14 protein-coding genes are annotated in these 15,890 nt (G+C 70.2%); 9 read left to right on the top strand and 5 right to left on the bottom strand.

All coding sequences use genetic code 11. From position 1 onward, the window contains the following. From GGD88_RS05360 to GGD88_RS05350, 3 genes are all read right to left on the bottom strand, one after another. Nucleotides 1-918 carry an ABC transporter permease gene (locus GGD88_RS05360; protein ID WP_184432479.1) on the bottom strand — a complete coding sequence of 306 codons (918 nt, stop codon included), beginning with the start codon at nt 916-918 and terminating at the stop codon, nt 1-3. After that, a complete protein-coding gene (locus GGD88_RS05355; protein WP_184432477.1) occupies nt 915-1,904 on the bottom strand; it encodes an ABC transporter permease in 990 nt (329 codons plus the stop codon). Before GGD88_RS05355 ends, GGD88_RS05360 begins: the two co-directional genes overlap by 4 nt. 206 nt (nt 1,905-2,110) lie before the next feature. Next, the gene (locus tag GGD88_RS05350; RefSeq protein ID WP_221237013.1) at nt 2,111-3,694 is read right to left on the bottom strand and encodes an ABC transporter substrate-binding protein; all 1,584 of its coding nucleotides are present in this window, start codon (nt 3,692-3,694) and stop codon (nt 2,111-2,113) included. Nucleotides 3,695-4,059: 365 nt separating this feature from the next. Between GGD88_RS05350 and GGD88_RS05345 the strand changes: the two genes are divergently transcribed. The 9 genes from GGD88_RS05345 to GGD88_RS05305 all read left to right on the top strand — a co-directional run bounded on the left by GGD88_RS05345 (nt 4,060) and on the right by GGD88_RS05305 (nt 14,228). Further along, the gene (locus tag GGD88_RS05345) at nt 4,060-4,848 is read left to right on the top strand and encodes a DUF2189 domain-containing protein (RefSeq protein WP_184432475.1); all 789 of its coding nucleotides are present in this window, start codon (nt 4,060-4,062) and stop codon (nt 4,846-4,848) included. A gap of 51 nt (nt 4,849-4,899) precedes the next feature. After that, nucleotides 4,900-5,790 carry a DUF6414 family protein gene (locus tag GGD88_RS05340; protein ID WP_184432473.1) on the top strand — a complete coding sequence of 297 codons (891 nt, stop codon included), beginning with the start codon at nt 4,900-4,902 and terminating at the stop codon, nt 5,788-5,790. Between the two features lie 89 nt (nt 5,791-5,879). Beyond that, complete coding sequence (locus GGD88_RS05335; protein ID WP_184432471.1) at nt 5,880-6,815, top strand: LysR family transcriptional regulator; 936 nt, start codon at nt 5,880-5,882, stop codon at nt 6,813-6,815. A gap of 139 nt (nt 6,816-6,954) precedes the next feature. Then, entirely contained in the window at nt 6,955-8,226 is a 1,272-nt protein-coding gene (locus GGD88_RS05330; protein ID WP_184432469.1) for a CaiB/BaiF CoA transferase family protein, read from the top strand. A 184-nt stretch (nt 8,227-8,410) separates the two neighbouring features. Beyond that, nucleotides 8,411-10,675 carry a glycogen debranching protein GlgX gene (gene glgX / locus GGD88_RS05325; RefSeq protein ID WP_221237012.1) on the top strand — a complete coding sequence of 755 codons (2,265 nt, stop codon included), beginning with the start codon at nt 8,411-8,413 and terminating at the stop codon, nt 10,673-10,675. A 163-nt stretch (nt 10,676-10,838) separates the two neighbouring features. Next, a complete protein-coding gene (gene treZ, locus GGD88_RS05320; RefSeq protein ID WP_343056279.1) occupies nt 10,839-12,683 on the top strand; it encodes a malto-oligosyltrehalose trehalohydrolase in 1,845 nt (614 codons plus the stop codon). An 84-nt stretch (nt 12,684-12,767) separates the two neighbouring features. Continuing rightward, nucleotides 12,768-13,478: a DJ-1/PfpI family protein gene (locus tag GGD88_RS05315; protein ID WP_184432467.1), complete on the top strand. Its 711-nt coding sequence runs from the start codon at nt 12,768-12,770 to the stop codon at nt 13,476-13,478. A 34-nt stretch (nt 13,479-13,512) separates the two neighbouring features. Further along, a complete protein-coding gene (locus GGD88_RS05310; protein WP_184432465.1) occupies nt 13,513-13,722 on the top strand; it encodes a heavy-metal-associated domain-containing protein in 210 nt (69 codons plus the stop codon). A 14-nt stretch (nt 13,723-13,736) separates the two neighbouring features. Next, nucleotides 13,737-14,228: a PH domain-containing protein gene (locus GGD88_RS05305; protein WP_184432463.1), complete on the top strand. Its 492-nt coding sequence runs from the start codon at nt 13,737-13,739 to the stop codon at nt 14,226-14,228. A 134-nt stretch (nt 14,229-14,362) separates the two neighbouring features. On the opposite strand, the gene GGD88_RS05300 is transcribed toward GGD88_RS05305, so the two are convergent. Both GGD88_RS05300 and GGD88_RS05295 read right to left on the bottom strand, forming a co-directional pair. After that, the gene (locus GGD88_RS05300; RefSeq protein ID WP_184432461.1) at nt 14,363-15,109 is read right to left on the bottom strand and encodes an ABC transporter permease; all 747 of its coding nucleotides are present in this window, start codon (nt 15,107-15,109) and stop codon (nt 14,363-14,365) included. Beyond that, on the bottom strand, nt 15,106-15,804 hold the full coding sequence (locus GGD88_RS05295; protein WP_184432458.1) for an ABC transporter permease subunit: 699 nt from the start codon (nt 15,802-15,804) through the stop codon (nt 15,106-15,108). The genes GGD88_RS05300 and GGD88_RS05295 overlap by 4 nt, the downstream gene beginning before the upstream one ends. Nucleotides 15,805-15,890: the final 86 nt, after the last annotated feature.

The raw sequence follows: 15,890 nt of genomic DNA, 5'->3' as shown, positions 1-15,890 counted from the left end.
CTACCCCTTGTACAGGCGCGGGTTGAGCACGTCGCGCAGCCAGTCGCCCAGAAGGTTGATCGACAGGATCAGCACGATCAGCACGATGGCGGGAATTGTCGTAATCCACCACGACCCGCTGAAGATGTATTCGAACCCGGCGCTGATCAGCGAGCCCAGCGACGGCTTGGTCACCGGCATGCCCAGGCCGAGGAAGGACAGCGCCGCCTCGCTGATGATGGCGTTGGCGACCTGCACGGTGGAGATCACCAGCAGCGGCGACAGCGTGTTGGGCAGGATGTGGCGCACCATGATGACCGGCGCCGACAGGCCGATGACGCGGGCGGCCTCGACGTACTCTTTCTTGCGCTCGGCCAGCACCGAGGCCCGGATGGTGCGGGCGTACTGCGGCCACTCGGCGATGCCGATGACCAGGATCAGCATGATGATCGCCATGTCGGCGAACAGCTCGGCGCCGAACGCGGCCTGGAACACCGCCAGCGCCACGATCGCCAGCATCAGCGTGGACATCGAGAGCTGAATGTCGGCCAGGCGCATGAAAAAGGCATCGACCTTACCGCCCAGGTAGCCGGACACCAGCCCGATGACGATGCCCAACGTCATCTGCACCATGACGGCGAAAATGCCGATGGTGATGGAGATGCGCAGGCCGTACAGGATGGCACTCAGCAGGTCGCGGCCCTGGGCATCGGTGCCGAAGGGAAAGGCCGGCGCGCCGCCGTCCTGCCAGACCGGCGGGATCTCGGAGTTCATGATGTCGATCTGCGCCGGGTCGTGCGGGTTCATGCCCGACAGCCAGGGCGCGAAGACCGCGGCCAGCACAAACAGGCCCAGCACCACGGTGGCGCCAACCGCCACGGGGTCGGTGCGGAACCGATAGAGGAAATCGGATCCGAAAAAGACGGCGAGACGGTTCATGTCTGCGCCCCCACCATGCGCACGGTGGGATTGACCATCGTGTAGATGAGATCGACCACGGTGTTGGTGACCACGAAGATGAGGCCCACGACGATGATGTACGCGATGATCAGCGGCGTATCGACGCGGGTGACGGCCTCGATGAACATGAAGCCCAGCCCCGGCCACTGGAACACGGTCTCGGTCAGGATGGTGTAGGCCAGCATGGTGCCCACCTGCACACCGCCAACGGTGATGACCGGCAGCAGCGTGTTCTTGAAGGCGTGCAGGAACCAGACCCGGCGCGGCGCCAGGCCCTTGGCCCAGGCGAAGCGGATGTAGTCCTGTTCCAGCACCTCCATCATCTCGGAGCGGATCAGGCGGATGAACAGCGGCAGCATGATCGAGGACAGCGCGATGCTGGGCAGCACCAGATGCGCCAGCCCCTCCAGGGTGAGGAACCCGGTCTCCCAGCCGGGGAGGATCTCCACCAGGTTCTCGCCACGCCCGAACGAGGCCAGCCAGCCCAGGTTCACCGAGAACACGTAGATCAGGAAGATCGCGGTCAGGAACACCGGGATCGAGATGCCCACGATGCTGGCGCCCATGACCGTGCGGGCCAGCGCGTCCTTGGGTCGGATGGCGCAGTAGCAGCCCATCGGGATGGACACCAGCACGATAATCAGGGTCGCGCCGATGACCAGGTCGAGGGTGGCCGGGAACTTGTCCGCGATCACCTCCAGGGCCGGCCGCTTGAAGAAGTAGGAGTCGCCCAGGTCGCCCTGCACGGCGTTGCCCAGGAACCGCCAGTACTGCACCAGGAACGGGTCATTGAGGCCCATCTCGTCGCGCAGCGCCTGGCGCTCCGCCTCCGAGACCGACTGGCCGACCAGCTCGCGCAGCGGGTCGCCCAGGTTGTCCTGAATCGAGAACCCGATCAGGCTGATGACGAACATGACCAGCGCAGCTTGCAGCAGGCGCTTGATGAAAAAGGCGACAAAGGCCATGGGCGGTCAACTCGGTCTGTCGAAACCACGGACCGACGCCGCGGGCGGGGACCATCGGTCGTCCCCGCACCTCGGTGCGGATGGGATGGGACGGCTGTCCTTCGGCACCCGGCCCCGGGCCATGCGGCCGCGTACCGAAGGGCAGTCGCCGGATGCGCAAGGAGGCCGGCGCCCGGGCCGGCCTCCCTCCGCCGCCCGACGGGCGATCAGTCCTCGATGACCAGGTCGCCGAGGTAGGGGAAGTTCATGACGTTGACCACGTCCTCGATGTGCACGCCCTGGCGCGCGGCCCAGGCCAGGTTCTGCCAGTGCAGCGGCACGAAGGCGGCGTCCTCGTACAGGATCCGCTCGACCTCCTGCAAGACCTTGGCGCGCTCATCCAGGTCCACCATGGACTGCGACTGGACGATCAGCTCATCGACGCGCGGGTTCGAATAGTTGCCCGAGTTGTACTGGCCGTAGCCCGTCTCCGGGTCCGGCGTCATCAGCAGGAACTCGGTGTAGTTCGCGGAATCCTCGGTATCGGGGTGCCAACCGATCATCATCATGTCGGCGGCCCGCTCGTCGAACTTCGGCCAGTACTGGGCCTTCGGCATCGTGGTCAGGTCGACCTTGATGTTGATCCGGGCCAGCATCGAGGCCACGGCCTCGGCGATCTTGGCGTCGTTCACGTAGCGGTTGTTGGGCGCCATCATGCTGACCGAGAAGCCGTCCGCGTAGCCGGCCTCCGCCATCAGGGCCTTGGCCGCCTCCAGGTCATAGCGCGGCGTCAGCTCGGGCACGTGGCCGGCCTGACCCTCGGCGCTCTGCTGGGCGGCCACGGTGGCGAAGCCCTTCATGATCTTCTCGACGATGCCTTCGTTGTTGATGGCATGCACGATGGCCTGGCGCACCCGGACGTCCTTGAAGGCGTCGACCCGGTCCTGGTTCATCTGGAAGGTGATGATGCGGGTCCCCGGCATGGTGACCAGGTTGACGTCGGCCTCGTTGCCCAGGCGTTCCAGATCGGTCGGCGGCACCGGCGCGATGAAATCCACGCCGCCGGACAGCAGCGAGGCCACCCGGGTCGGCGCTTCCTTGATCGGCGTGAAGATGATCTCGCTGACGTTGCCCGGGGACTCGGTGTCCCAGTAGTCGGCGAAGCGGCCGAACTCCAGCCGCACGCCCTGCTCGCGCGAGCGCACGACGAACGGACCGGTGCCCGAGGAGTTGCGCGAGGCAAAGGAGTTGCCGTGCTTGACGACGGCGTCCTTGGGTTCGCCGTTCTCGTCGGTGCCGGTGTAGAACGCCTTGTCCATGGGGAAGATGTAGGTCGCCATGGTCAAGGTCAGCGGATAGGGCTCCTTGGTGATCAGGTCGACGGTGTGGTCGTCGACCGCCTTGGCGCCCACGAACGGCTCGAACAGGCCCTTGAAGTCCGGGCTCTGCTTCAGGCGCTCGACCGTGAAGACGACGTCTTCGGCGGTGAACGGATTGCCGCTGTGGAACGTCACGCCTTCGCGCAGCTTGAACCGCATGGTGCGGTCGTCGATCTGCTCCCAGCTTTCCGCCAGGCGCGGCTCGTACGCCAGATCCCGGGTGAAGCGCACCAGCGGATCGAACACCATGTGGGAGAACTGCAAGGTGCCGCCGGAAAGCTGCTCGTGCGGGTCCATCGACACCGGATCGGCGTCGTAGGCCATGCGCAGCGTCTTGGCCTCGGCCGGCGCCACGCCCGCGGCCCCGGCGCCGAAGGCCACCGCACAGGCCATCAGCGCGCCTGCGGCGGCTTTCGTGAAGGGAAACGTCATGCCTGGGTCACTCCCTGAAGAATTGGGGGGAGGCCGCCCCGCGGAGCCTTTCGGGTCCGCGCCGCGCCGGTGCGACACGTCTTGGGTCCGGCGCCTCCCGGTCCAGCCTGTCCTGGTACACCACTCGGCGGGTCCCAGGGAAGGGGGCGTCTCCCGGCGCCGCACGGGGGCGGTGCGTCCGGCCTTGCCCGGCGCGGGCGGCAATTATATTTCACAATTTGGAGTTCTTCTATTCTGATCCGTCGTGTATGGTGCGCATGCGGAATAAGATCGCGCCGCACCCCGGGCACAGCGCCCCGCCGGCGACCGATGGGTCGATGGCGGGACGGCACCACCGGTCGAGCCGTTCCAGGGAGGGACACCCCATGCGCACCGTGACCGCCGACCTGGGCACCGGGCCGCGCCCGGACTTCGCCCGCGTCACCGTCGACGACTCCAGCACGTGGATCCACAAGGCGCTGGACGACGTCCGGCGCGCGCCCGGATGCAGCCTGGCCTATGGCGCGGTGTTCGTCGGCCTGTCCTGGGCGCTGGTGGCGCTTCTGCTGTTCTCCGGCCTCGGGTCCGTCATGCTGCCGCTGGCCAGCGGGTTCATGCTGGTCGGTGCCATGTTCGCGGTGCCGCTGCATGTGGTCAGCCGCGCCCACGAACACGGCGAGCGCATCACCATCCCCGAGGCGATCCGCCGCAGCCGTGCGAGCCTGCCCGGGCTGTCCCTGGTCGGGGTGGCCCTGACCCTGGTCATGCTGGCGTGGATGCTGCTGGCCCTGCTGCTCTTCGCCGCGTTCTACGGCGGCGCGCCGCCGTCGATGACCGGCTTCGGGACCGCCCTGCTGAGCAGCCCGCAAGCGGCCCTGTTCCTGGCCACGGGGACCGTCGTCGGCGCCGTCATGGCCACCGTGGCCTTCGCCGTCGCGGCGCTGTCCATCCCGCTGCTGGTGGACCGGCCGGAGACCCTGCCCGCCCATGCCATCGCGGTCAGCATCGAGGCGGTGGCGCGCCAGCCGGGCGTTCTGATCGGCTGGGGTGCCACCATCGGCTTCATCACCGTCTCCGGCATGGTCCCGGCCTTCCTGGGCCTCGCGTTCACCCTGCCGCTGGCGGGCTATGCCTCATGGCACGCCTACCGCGCGCTGCTGCCGAACGGCGCCTGAGCCCAGCGGCCGGGGCGGCGGACGGCCGAAGGCCGACGGAGGACCCGCGCCATGCCGGACCCGACGGCACAGGCACACAGCACCCGGGCCGCCGCGGCGGGCACGGCCCACGTCTACGACTTTCTCTACCACGATGCCCAGCGCGTGGCCTCGTTCCTGGCCCAGTTCGACGAGAGCGGGCGGGGCCACCGGACCCAGGCCGAACACGAAGCGGCGACCACGACCACCGAAGCGAAACAGGCCAAGGTCGGCGGCAGCCTCAACATCCCGGTCATCGCGACCATCGAGGGCGGCGGCGAGACCGCGACCTCGGAGGCGGTGGCCGAAACGCTGTCGCAGACCTACGACCCCCTGTGGGCGAACGCGCTGGCGTTCTTCCGCGACCTGGAGGCACGCGCCCTGCTGCACGACGACGTCAGCCGGGCCGCCATCGGCCAGTTCGTGTCCTGTACCGGCCCACTCACCGTCGTCAGCACGGAGCACGTCCAGCACGCGTACCAGAACAAGGAGCAGATGGAGAAGCAGGTGGGACAAATCCACCCGGTGACCGGAGAGGTGAAGACCAAGGAGGCGATCGACTTCGACGTCTACATGTTCGGCGCCATCCGTCCGCAGATCCAGGCCTACGTCTATACCGCCCACGGTCAGGTGTTCTCGAACCTGAAGCCGGGCGGCCTCATCACCGCTCCCTCGCATCTGACCATGAACTACGGCGTGACCATCGAGGGCACCTGGACCCTGATCGGCATCAAGGATGCCGACCCGGAGGGCGACCTCGCCAGCGTCCAGCAGCGCCTGACCGCCCTGGCCCAGCAGCACCGCGAGTCCCCGTTCCTGCTGGAGGCGATCCAGCTCCTGTCCCGCTTCCGTCTCATGCTGGGGCGGCCGCTGACCTGCTACGGCGTCACCCCGCTGGCCCTGTTCCGCCGCATCGGCCGCTAAGGCGCCCGCCGCGCCTCACCGGTTCCGATCGCCAACGATTGGCTCTAGCATCGGCGGGTTCCCCCATCACCTCCGCCGATGGACCGCCCATGGAGCCGCGCCACCTGCGCCACCTGCTTGCCGTCATCGACGCCGGCTCGGTCTCGGCCGCCGCCCGCGTCCTGGGCATGGGCCAGCCGGCGCTGAGTCAGAGTCTGCGCGCGCTGGAGGAGGACCTGGGCACCGTGCTGCTGCACCGCCGCCCGCGCGGCGTGGTGCCCACCGAGGAGGGCCGCCTGCTGGCGGACGAGGGGCGGCGGCTGCTGGCGGCCTGGGACGGTCTCGCCGACACCATCCGCGCCGCCGCCGCCGATCCCACGGGCGACCTCGCCATCGGCGTGCCCACCTCGCTGGGGCCGGCGCTCAGCGTGGCCCTGGCCGAAGCCGTCGCCGACCGCTTCCCGCACGTTCGCCCACGCCTGGTCGAGGGCCTGTCGGGCCACATCATCGCCTGGCTGGACGCCGGCGATCTCGACATGGGGCTGGTCTTCAACGCCACCGACAGCCCGACGCTGGCGGTGGAGCGGCTGGCCGAGGAGCGGCTGAGCCTGGTGTCCCCGCTCTCGGGGCGTCCGGCCGGGGACACGGTGACGCTGGCCGCGGTGGCCGCGCTGCCGCTGATCCTGCCCGGCCACCCGCACGGCCTGCGCGCCGAGGTGGAGCGCGCCTGCGCGGCCCTGTCCCTGAGCCCGCGCGTGGTGATGGAGATCGACGCCCTGGAGCACATCGTCACCCTGGTGGCCCACGGCCGCGGGCATACGGTGCTGTCGCCCCGGGTCGCCCGCGCCGCGCTCGCGGCCGGGCGGGTGGCGGCGACCCCGATCGCCGACCCCGCCATCACCCGCACCATCGGCCTGGCGCATTCCCGCCTGCGCCCGCCCTCCATCGCCCTGCGGCACGCCCTGCCCGCGCTGGCGCCGCTGATCCGCCGGCTGGTGCGCGCGGCGGCGGAGGACGACGCACCAGGAGACGCCGCGCCAGGATAAGGTGGATACGGGGCCTCCCCCCCGCCCACCGCCAATACCCCCCATCTCCGGCACCGGGGTTCAAGCGGCGTAGCCGCCGGGGTAGCGTGGCGCTCCTCCCGTCCGTCCGATGACCGTTGTTCCGGAGCCCCGTTCGCCCATGACCAATCCCGCGTCCGCCGCCCCCGCGCCCGCCCCCCAGCCCGGCGCCCCCCAAGCCTCTGGACCTTTGGCCGGCGTCAAGGTCCTCGACCTGAGCCGGGTGCTGGCCGGGCCGTTCTGCACCCAGATGCTGGGCGACCTGGGCGCGGAGATCATCAAGATCGAGCGGCCCGGCAAGGGCGACGACACCCGCGCCTGGGGTCCCCCCTTCCTGACCGGCCGCGACGGCCACCCGACGCGCGAGAGCGCCTACTACCTCTCCATCAACCGCAACAAGCGCTCGCTGGCCGTGGACATCACCCGGCCCGAGGGGCAGGCGCTTATCCGCCGGCTGGCGCGCGAGGCCGACATCCTGGTGGAGAACTTCAAGGTCGGCGGGCTGGCCAAGTACGGCCTGGACTACGCAGCCCTGAAGGACGACTGCCCCGGCCTGATCTACTGCTCGATCACCGGCTTCGGCCAGACCGGCCCCTATGCCCACCGCGCCGGGTACGACTACCTGGCCCAGGGCATGGGCGGCATGATGAGCCTGACCGGCGCCCCCGACGGCGATCCGGTCAAGGTCGGCAACGCCAACGCCGACCAGATGACCGGCCTCTATGCCGCGGTGGCCATCCTGGCCGCGCTGCACCACCGCACCGCCACCGGCCAGGGCCAGCACATCGACGCCAACCTGCTCGACTCACAGATCGCCTGGCTGACCTACCAGGCCCAGAACTGGCTCGTCTCGGGGGTGACACCGCAGCGCCACGGCAACGCCCACCCCAACATCGTGCCCTACGACACCTTCCCGGCCGCTGACGGCCACCTGATCCTGGCCGTGGGCAACGACGGTCAGTTCCGCCGCTTCTGCGAGGTGGCCGGACACCCCGAGCTGGCCGACGACCCCCGGTTCGTCACCAACGCCGACCGGGTGCACAACCGCGCCGCCCTGACCGCGCTCCTGCGCCCACTCATCGCCACCCGGCCGCGCGACGCCTGGTTGGCCGACCTGGAGGCGGTGGGCGTGCCCAGCGGCCCGGTCAACACCATCCCCGACGTGTTCGCGGACCCGCACGTGCAGGCCCGCCGCATGACCTTTGCGATGCCCCATCCGGACAGCGACGCCCCGCTGACCCTGATTGCGAATCCGGTGCGCCTGTCCGAAACGCCGCCGACCTACCGCCAGCCGCCGCCGACCGTCGGCCGCGACTCGGCGGACATCCTCGACGAGCTGGGGCTGAGCGCGGACGAACAGGCGGCCTTGCGGGCCGCCGGCGTGGTCGGCTGACGGACGGCGGTGGCCCCGCGGCGGCGGAGACCGGGGGCTCCCGTCGCCGGCATCCTGCTTCCGAAGGAACGGGGTTCGGTTCGCGCGTCAAAAGGATTAGATTGGGGGGCTGGAACCGAACACCGCGTGCGCCGAACCGACGGGGCGCGCGGAGCGGTTCCGGTCTGCCCGTCGGAGGATCCGTTTGACCACACTTGCCCCCCCTTTCATCGCCCGCACCGGAGACGGCGCCGCGCGATTCCGCGTCTGGCCCGGCTCACCCCATCAACTCGGCGCCACCTGGGACGGCTCGGGCACCAACTTCGCGCTGTTCTCCGCCCACGCCGAAGCCGTCGAGCTGTGCCTGTTCGACGATACCGGGGGCACCGAGGTGGCCCGCGTTCCCCTGCCGGAGCACACCCACGAGGTCTGGCACGGCTACCTGCCGGACGTGCGCATCGGCCAGCTCTACGGCTTCCGCGTGCACGGCCCCTACGCCCCCGAGGCCGGACACCGCTTCAATCCGAACAAGCTGCTGCTTGATCCGTATGCCAAGGCCCTGGTTGGCGAAGTCAAATGGCATGATGCCCTGTTCGGCTACAAGGTTGGGGACCCGGACGGCGACCTGTCCTTCTCGGAGGCCGACAGCGCCCCGTACATGCCCAAGTGCCAGGTGGTCGACACCGCCTTCACCTGGGGCCAGGAGCCGTTCGCGCAGCGGCCCTGGCACGACACCATCCTGTACGAGATGCACGTGCGCGGCTTCACCATGCGCCACCCCGACGTGCCGGTGGCGCTGCGCGGCACCTTCGCCGGCCTGGCGGAGGCACCGGTGGTCGAGTACCTGCGCACCCTTGGCGTCACCGCGGTGGAGCTACTCCCGGTGCATGCCTTCGTACACGATCGCCACTTGGTCGAGCGCGGGGTGCGCAACTACTGGGGCTACAACACGGTCGGGTTCTTCGCCCCCCATCCCGAGTACCTGGGCAAAGGGGGCCTGAACGAGTTCAAGATTTTTGTCCAGGTCATGCACGACGCCGGCATCGAGGTGATCCTGGATGTGGTCTACAACCACACCGCCGAGGGCAACCACCTGGGGCCGACGCTGTCGTTCCGCGGCATCGACAACGCCAGCTACTATCACCTGATGGGGGACAATCCCCGCTACTACAACGACTTCACCGGCACCGGCAACGCCCTTGAGTTGCGCCACCGCAATGTGCTGCGCATGGTCACCGACTCGCTGCGCTACTGGACCGAGGAAATGCGGGTCGACGGCTTCCGGTTCGACCTGGCGACCACCCTGGCGCGGGTCAACGGCGTCTACGACCAGCACGCCGGCTTCCTCGACGCCGTCGCCCAGGACCCGGTGTTGTCGCGCAAGAAGCTGATCGCCGAACCCTGGGATACGGGCATGGGCGGCTATCAGGTGGGCCGCTTCCCGCCCGGCTGGGCGGAGTGGAACGACCGCTACCGCGACACCGTGCGCAAGTTCTGGAAGGGCGATCACGGCCAGATGGCCGAGCTGGCGTCGCGCCTGTCCGGCTCGGCCGACATCTTCGGCCACCAGGGCCGCAAGCCGTGGGCCAGCATCAACTTCGTCACCGCCCATGACGGCTTCACCCTGAACGACCTGGTCAGCTACAACGACAAACACAACGAGGCCAACGGCGAGGACAACCGGGACGGCCACTCGGACAATCTGTCGTGGAACCACGGTCACGAAGGCCCCACCGACGACCGCGCCATCCTCGCCCTGCGCCGGCGCCAGCGCCGCAACTTCCTGCTCACCCTGCTGATTTCGCAAGGCGTGCCGATGCTGGTGGCGGGGGACGAGTTCGGCCGCACCCAGGGCGGCAACAACAACGCCTACTGCCAGGACAACGAGGTAAGCTGGCTGGACTGGGACAGCATCGACGAGGCCGGCCGCGACCTCCAGGCCTTCACCAAGGCCCTGATCCGCCTGCGGCGCGAGCACCTCGTCTTTCACCGGTCCCGCTTCTTCCAGGGCGCCGTGATCCCCGGCACCAAGGTCAAGGACGTCACCTGGCTGCGCCCCGACGGCGAGGAGATGACCGAGCAGGACTGGCAGGACCCCGCCGCCAAGACCCTCGGCATGCTGCTGTCCGGCGAGGCCGGCCTGACCCACCTGACCGAGAGCGGCGAGCCCGAGCCGGATCAGACCTTCCTGGTGTGGCTCAATGCCTCGCACCTGGACATGACCTGCCGCACCCCGCCGGTCCCGGCCGGACACCGCTGGCACGTGGTGGCCGACACCATGGCCGCCGGCCCCAAGCACAATGCCGCCGGGGCCCGCACCATGGGCGGCAAGCCGGCGGCGGCCTCCAAAAAGGGCCGCATGTTCGTGGCGGCGCGGTCGTGCCTGATCCTGGTGCGCACCGAGGCCGATCGGCATGGCGCCGGGGCCGGCGTGCCCCGGGTGGGTCCCGCCACGGCACGGTTCTTCTAGCGCCGATCGCTCGAAATCGGAACCATCGGGTAGAGCCGATTTCGAGCGTGAATTGGCGCGGTCTTTTGGTTTCAGAGCGGAACGCGATCCGCCCGAGCCTCCGCCGGCCCCCCGCGGCCGGGTCCGACGCCATCGAGAGGATCACTTGTAACGGAGGGCTTTCGTGTCCCCTGACCGGTTCACGCACGACATGCCGTTCGGCGCCCGACTGCGGCCCGACGGCGTCCAGTTCGGCCTGTGGGCGCCCGGCGTCTCGGCGGTCACCGTGGAGGTGGTGACCGGCGACAGCCCGCACGCCCTGGAGGTCCTTGCGGCCCACCCGATGACCGCCACCGGCAACGGCTGGTGGCGGGCGACAGCGGCGCAGGCCGGCCCCGGCACGCTATACCGCTTCCGGCTGCCGGACGGCCTGGTCGTGCCCGACCCGGCGTCCCGGTTCCAGCCGTTCGACGTCCATGGCCCCAGTCAGGTGGTCGACCCCGGGGCGTATGCCTGGCAGGCGGCGGATTGGCAGGGCCGCCCCTGGCACGAGACCGTGCTGTACGAACTGCATCCGGGCACGTTCACCTCGGACGGCAGCTTCGCCGCCATCGCCGAGCGCCTGGATCATCTGGTCGACCTCGGCGTGACCGCGGTCGAACTGATGCCGGTAGCCGACTTCCCGGGGCGCTGGAACTGGGGCTACGACGGCGTGCTGCTGTTCGCGCCCGATGCGCGCTACGGCACCCCCGACGACCTGAAGCGGCTGATCGACGCCGCCCACGCCCGGGGTCTCATGGTCTTCCTCGATGTGGTCTACAATCATTTCGGCCCCGAAGGAAACTATCTCCACACCTACGCCAAGCCGTTCTTCGACGAGGCACAGCACACCCCCTGGGGCGCCGCCATCGACTTTTCGCGCCGCCCTGTGCGCGACTTCTACATTCACAATGCCCTGTTCTGGCTGGAGGAATACCGCTTCGACGGGCTGCGCTTCGACGCCGTGCACGCCATCGAGGACCAGTCCGCCCTCCATATCCTCGACGAACTCGCCCAGCGGGTCCGCGACCACGTCGCCGGCTCCGGCCGCCACGTCCACCTGGTGCTGGAGAACGACGACAACGCCACCCGGTTCCTGGGCGAGCCCGGCGTCCGCTTCGACGCCCAGTGGAACGACGACTATCACCACATCGTCCACCACCTGCTGACCGGCGAGGGCCACGGCTACTACGCCGACTACGTCGACGCGCCCATGGACCGGCTGGCGCGCGCGTTGACCGAAGGCTTCGACTATCAGGGCGCCCCGTCGCCCCACCGCGACGGCGCCACCCGCGGCACACCCAGCGCCGATGTGCCACTGACCGCGTTCGTCGACTTCATCCAGAACCACGACCAGATCGGCAACCGGGCCTTCGGCGACCGCCTGACCGCCCTGGCGCCCCCCCAGGCCGTCGAGGCCGCCCTGGCGCTGCTGCTGCTGGCCCCGCGCCCGCCGCTGCTGTTCATGGGCGAGGAGTGGGGCAGCCGCCAGCCGTTCCTGTTCCACGTGGATTTCGGCGAGGACCTGCGCCAGCCGGTGCGCGACGGCCGGCGCAACGAGTTCGCCCGCTTCCCCGGATTCTCGGACCCGGAGGCCCGCGCCCGCATCCCCGACCCGTTCGCCGCCGACACCCGAGACCACAGCCGCCTGGACTGGGAGACACGCGACGACCCTGCGGCCGCCACCCGGCTGGCCTGGATCAAGGGGCTGCTGGCGACCCGGCACACGGCGGTGACGCCGATGATCCCGGGCCTGCGCGCCGTCGGCGCCGCCCGCTTCGCGGACCGCGGCCTGCGGGTCACCTGGCGCAACCCGGCGGGCTCGACCCTGGCCGTGGTCATGAACCTGGGGCCGGACCCCGCCGAGGCCCCGGTGCCCGGCGCCCCCACCGGCCCGGTGCTGGCGGCGACCCCGCCCGGCGCCGAGACCGCGCTCGCCAAGGGGCACCCGCTGCCGCCGTGGACGGTGATCTGGGCGCGCGAGATGTAGCCCCGATGGTCACCGCGCCGGCCGGGGCCGGCACGGTCCCGGGGCGGCTGCGGGATCGCGTGGACAGTCATGAAGGAGAAACGGATGCCGCTGACCCTGGGCCTGCTGGTGTTTCCGGACCTGATGCAGCTCGACATGAGCGGGCCGCACGAGGTGTTCGCCCATTTCCCGGACAGCCGGGTGCTTACGGTCTGGAAGGACACCGCACCGCTGCGGTCGAGCGGCGGCCTCGGCCTGCTGCCGGACGTGGCGTTCGCCGATTGCCCGCCGCTGGACGTTGTGTGCGTCCCGGGCGGCAGCGGCACCACCGCCCTGCTGGAGGATGCCGAGACCCTCGTCTTCCTGCGCCGTCAGGCGGCGGGCGCCCGCTTTGTGACCTCGGTGTGCACGGGCTCGCTCGTGCTGGGTGCGGCGGGTCTGCTGGAGGGCCGGCGCGCCGCCTGCCACTGGATGTGGCGTGACCTGCTGTCGGCCTTCGGCGCCACCCCGGACCCGGCCCGCGTCGTCGTCGACGGCCCGATCGTCAGCGGCGGCGGGGTGACCGCCGGGATCGACTTCGCCCTGACCCTGGCCGCCGTCCTGTTCGACGACGAGACGGCGCGGTCGATCCAACTCGCGATCGAGTATGCCCCGGCGCCGCCGTTCGACGCCGGGCGCCCCGAGACCGCCGGCGCCGCGCTGGAACAGCGGGTGCGGGCGGCCGCCGCCGCGCGGCGCCCGGTGCGCGAGGCCGCCGCGGCGCGGGCCGCCGAAGCCTTGCGCGCGACACCGCGCCGGCCCCATGTTGGCGGGTGACGCCCGAACCCGGCAAACACAGGAGATCCCTCCCATGAGCGCCACCTACCATGTCGCCGGCATGACCTGCGGCGGCTGCGCCCGCTCGGTCGAGGTCGCGATCAAGGACGCCGCGCCCGGCGTCGAGTCCGTGACCGTGGACCTGGAGGCCGGCACCGTGACGGTCTCCGGATCGGCTGACGACGCCAGCATCGAAACCGCCGTGGACGACGCCGGGTTCACCTACGGCGGCCGCGCCGCCTGACGGGGCCCGCCCGCATGCCCGCCGCGCCCGCCCTCCGGTCCCGGGCCGCCCCGCCGTCCGGCGTGGTCGTGGCCGTCTCGACCCTCGTCGGCGGTCTCGCCGCCGGCATGGTGGGCGCCGTCGCGCTGTGGCCCGCCCAGTGGGGGCTGGGGCTCGCCGCCGCCGGCCTGCTCGCGCTGATGGCCTGGACCTTTCTGCGGGCACCGGTCGGCTACACCCTCGACGGCGGCAGCCTGACGATCCACCTGCGCCGGGGGCGCAAGACCCTCGGCGCCGTGGCGTGCTGCGCGCCGGTCGAGGCGCCGCTGGCCAAGGCCGTGCGGCTGTGGGGCAACGGCGGCCTGTTTGGCTTCACCGGGCTGTACTGGTCCAAGCGGCTCGGGCGCTATCACGCCTGGCTGACCGACCCGCGCCGCGCGGTGCGGGTGGAGATGACCGACGGCCGCCGCGTCGTCATCAGCCCCGCCGACCCGACCGCCTGCACCGCGGCCCGGCCCGCCGGCTGACCGGACCTCAGGGGGGCCTTACAGCCGATTGCGACGAACCGAAATCGCGGCACGATTTCGGTTTGTAGCGATAATCGGCTTTAAAATTAATAATGTAGAGCCGATTCACGCTCGAAATCGGCGCTAGGAGGGAGTCAGGAGGGGGGCATCAGGCCGGCCGGGGCCTCCTCGGTCGCCTTGGCCGGGCCGGTCGGTCGCGGTCGCATGTGGGCGTTGACGCGGTGCTCGATGAACCGCAGGCCCCGCACCAGAACGAAGGTGATGGCCATGTAGATCAGCCCGGCCATCAGGAAGGTCTCCAGCGGCATGTAGTTGCGGGCGATGATGGTTCGCGCCATGCCGGTCAGGTCCAGCAGCGTGATGGTGCTGGCCAGCGCGCTGCCCTTCAACATCAGGATCAGCTCGTTGCCGTAAGCCGGCAGCGCGATGCGCGCCGCGCGCGGCAGGATGATGCGGCCCATGGTGGTGGAGCGCCGCATGCCCAGGGCGCGCGCGGCCTCGATCTCGCCCGGCGGCACCGCCTGGATGGCGCCGCGCAGAATCTCCGCGATATAGGCGGCCGTATGGAGCGCGAAGGTAATGATCGCGCACCAGTAGGGCTCGCGCAGGATCGGCCACAGGATCGGGCTTTCGCGCACGACCGCGAACTGCGACAGGCCGTAGTAGACCAGGAAGAGCTGGACCAGCAGCGGCGTGCCGCGGAAGAAGAAGATGTAGGCGTAGGGCAGCGCCTTGATGGCCGCATGGGGCGAGGCGCGCGCGATCGCCAGCGGCACCGCCAGCAGCAGCCCGAAAAAGCCGGAGATGAACAGCAGTTGCAGGGTCAGCCACGCCCCCTCCAACAGCTTGGGCAGGGCGCCGATCATCACGTCGACGTTCATGACGCCCGCACCCCCGGCATGCCGCGGTTGGCCCGCCGCTCCAGCCACGCCAGCGTCCCCATCGAGACGATGGTCAGGCCGAGGTAGATGACGGCCGCGGCCAGGTAGAAGGTGAACGGCTCCTTGGTGGCCCCCACCGCGAACTGCGCCTTGCGCATCAGCTCCTCCAGGCCGATGACGGAGACCAGCGCGGTGTCCTTCATCAGCACCAGGAACAGGTTGCCCAGCCCGGGCAGCGCCAGCCGCCAGCCCTGCGGCAGCACGATGCGGAAAAAGATGGCGGCGCGCCCCATGCCCAGCGCCTGCGCGGCCTCCGACTGCCCGGGCGGCACGGCCTGGAAGGCGCCGCGGAAGACCTCCGAGGCATAGCCGCCGAAGGTCAGGCCGAGCGCCACCGACCCGGCGATGAACGGGCTGAGTTCGATGTAGTCCGTGTAGCCGAACGGCCGCGCGATCGCCATCAGCGCCACCGAGGCGCCGAAGTAGATCAGCAGCACCACCAGAAGTTCGGGAATGCCCCGGATGATGGTCGTATAGGCCCGCGCCACCCAGCGCAGCGGCGCGACCGGGGCCGACATGGCGGCCGCCCCCGCAAGGCCGAGGACGAGGCCAATGCCCAGCGCCGACAGCGCCAGGCGCACGGTCATCCACAGTCCGAGGGCGAGCTGGCCGCCGAAGCCATGCAGGTCGGGCACGGAGCGGGGGTCCTCCGGGACACGGTCGTCAGGGTCAGGCGGGGCGGGGCGGGGCGACGGCAGCCGGGCGGGCGCCTCGTGGTCAC

The sequence above is a fragment of the Roseospira goensis genome (assembly GCF_014197795.1).
GTDB classification, from domain to species: domain Bacteria; phylum Pseudomonadota; class Alphaproteobacteria; order Rhodospirillales; family Rhodospirillaceae; genus Rhodospira; species Rhodospira goensis.
The sequence above is the reverse complement of the archived record's forward strand: the minus strand, read 5'-3'. Positions and strand labels throughout refer to the sequence as shown.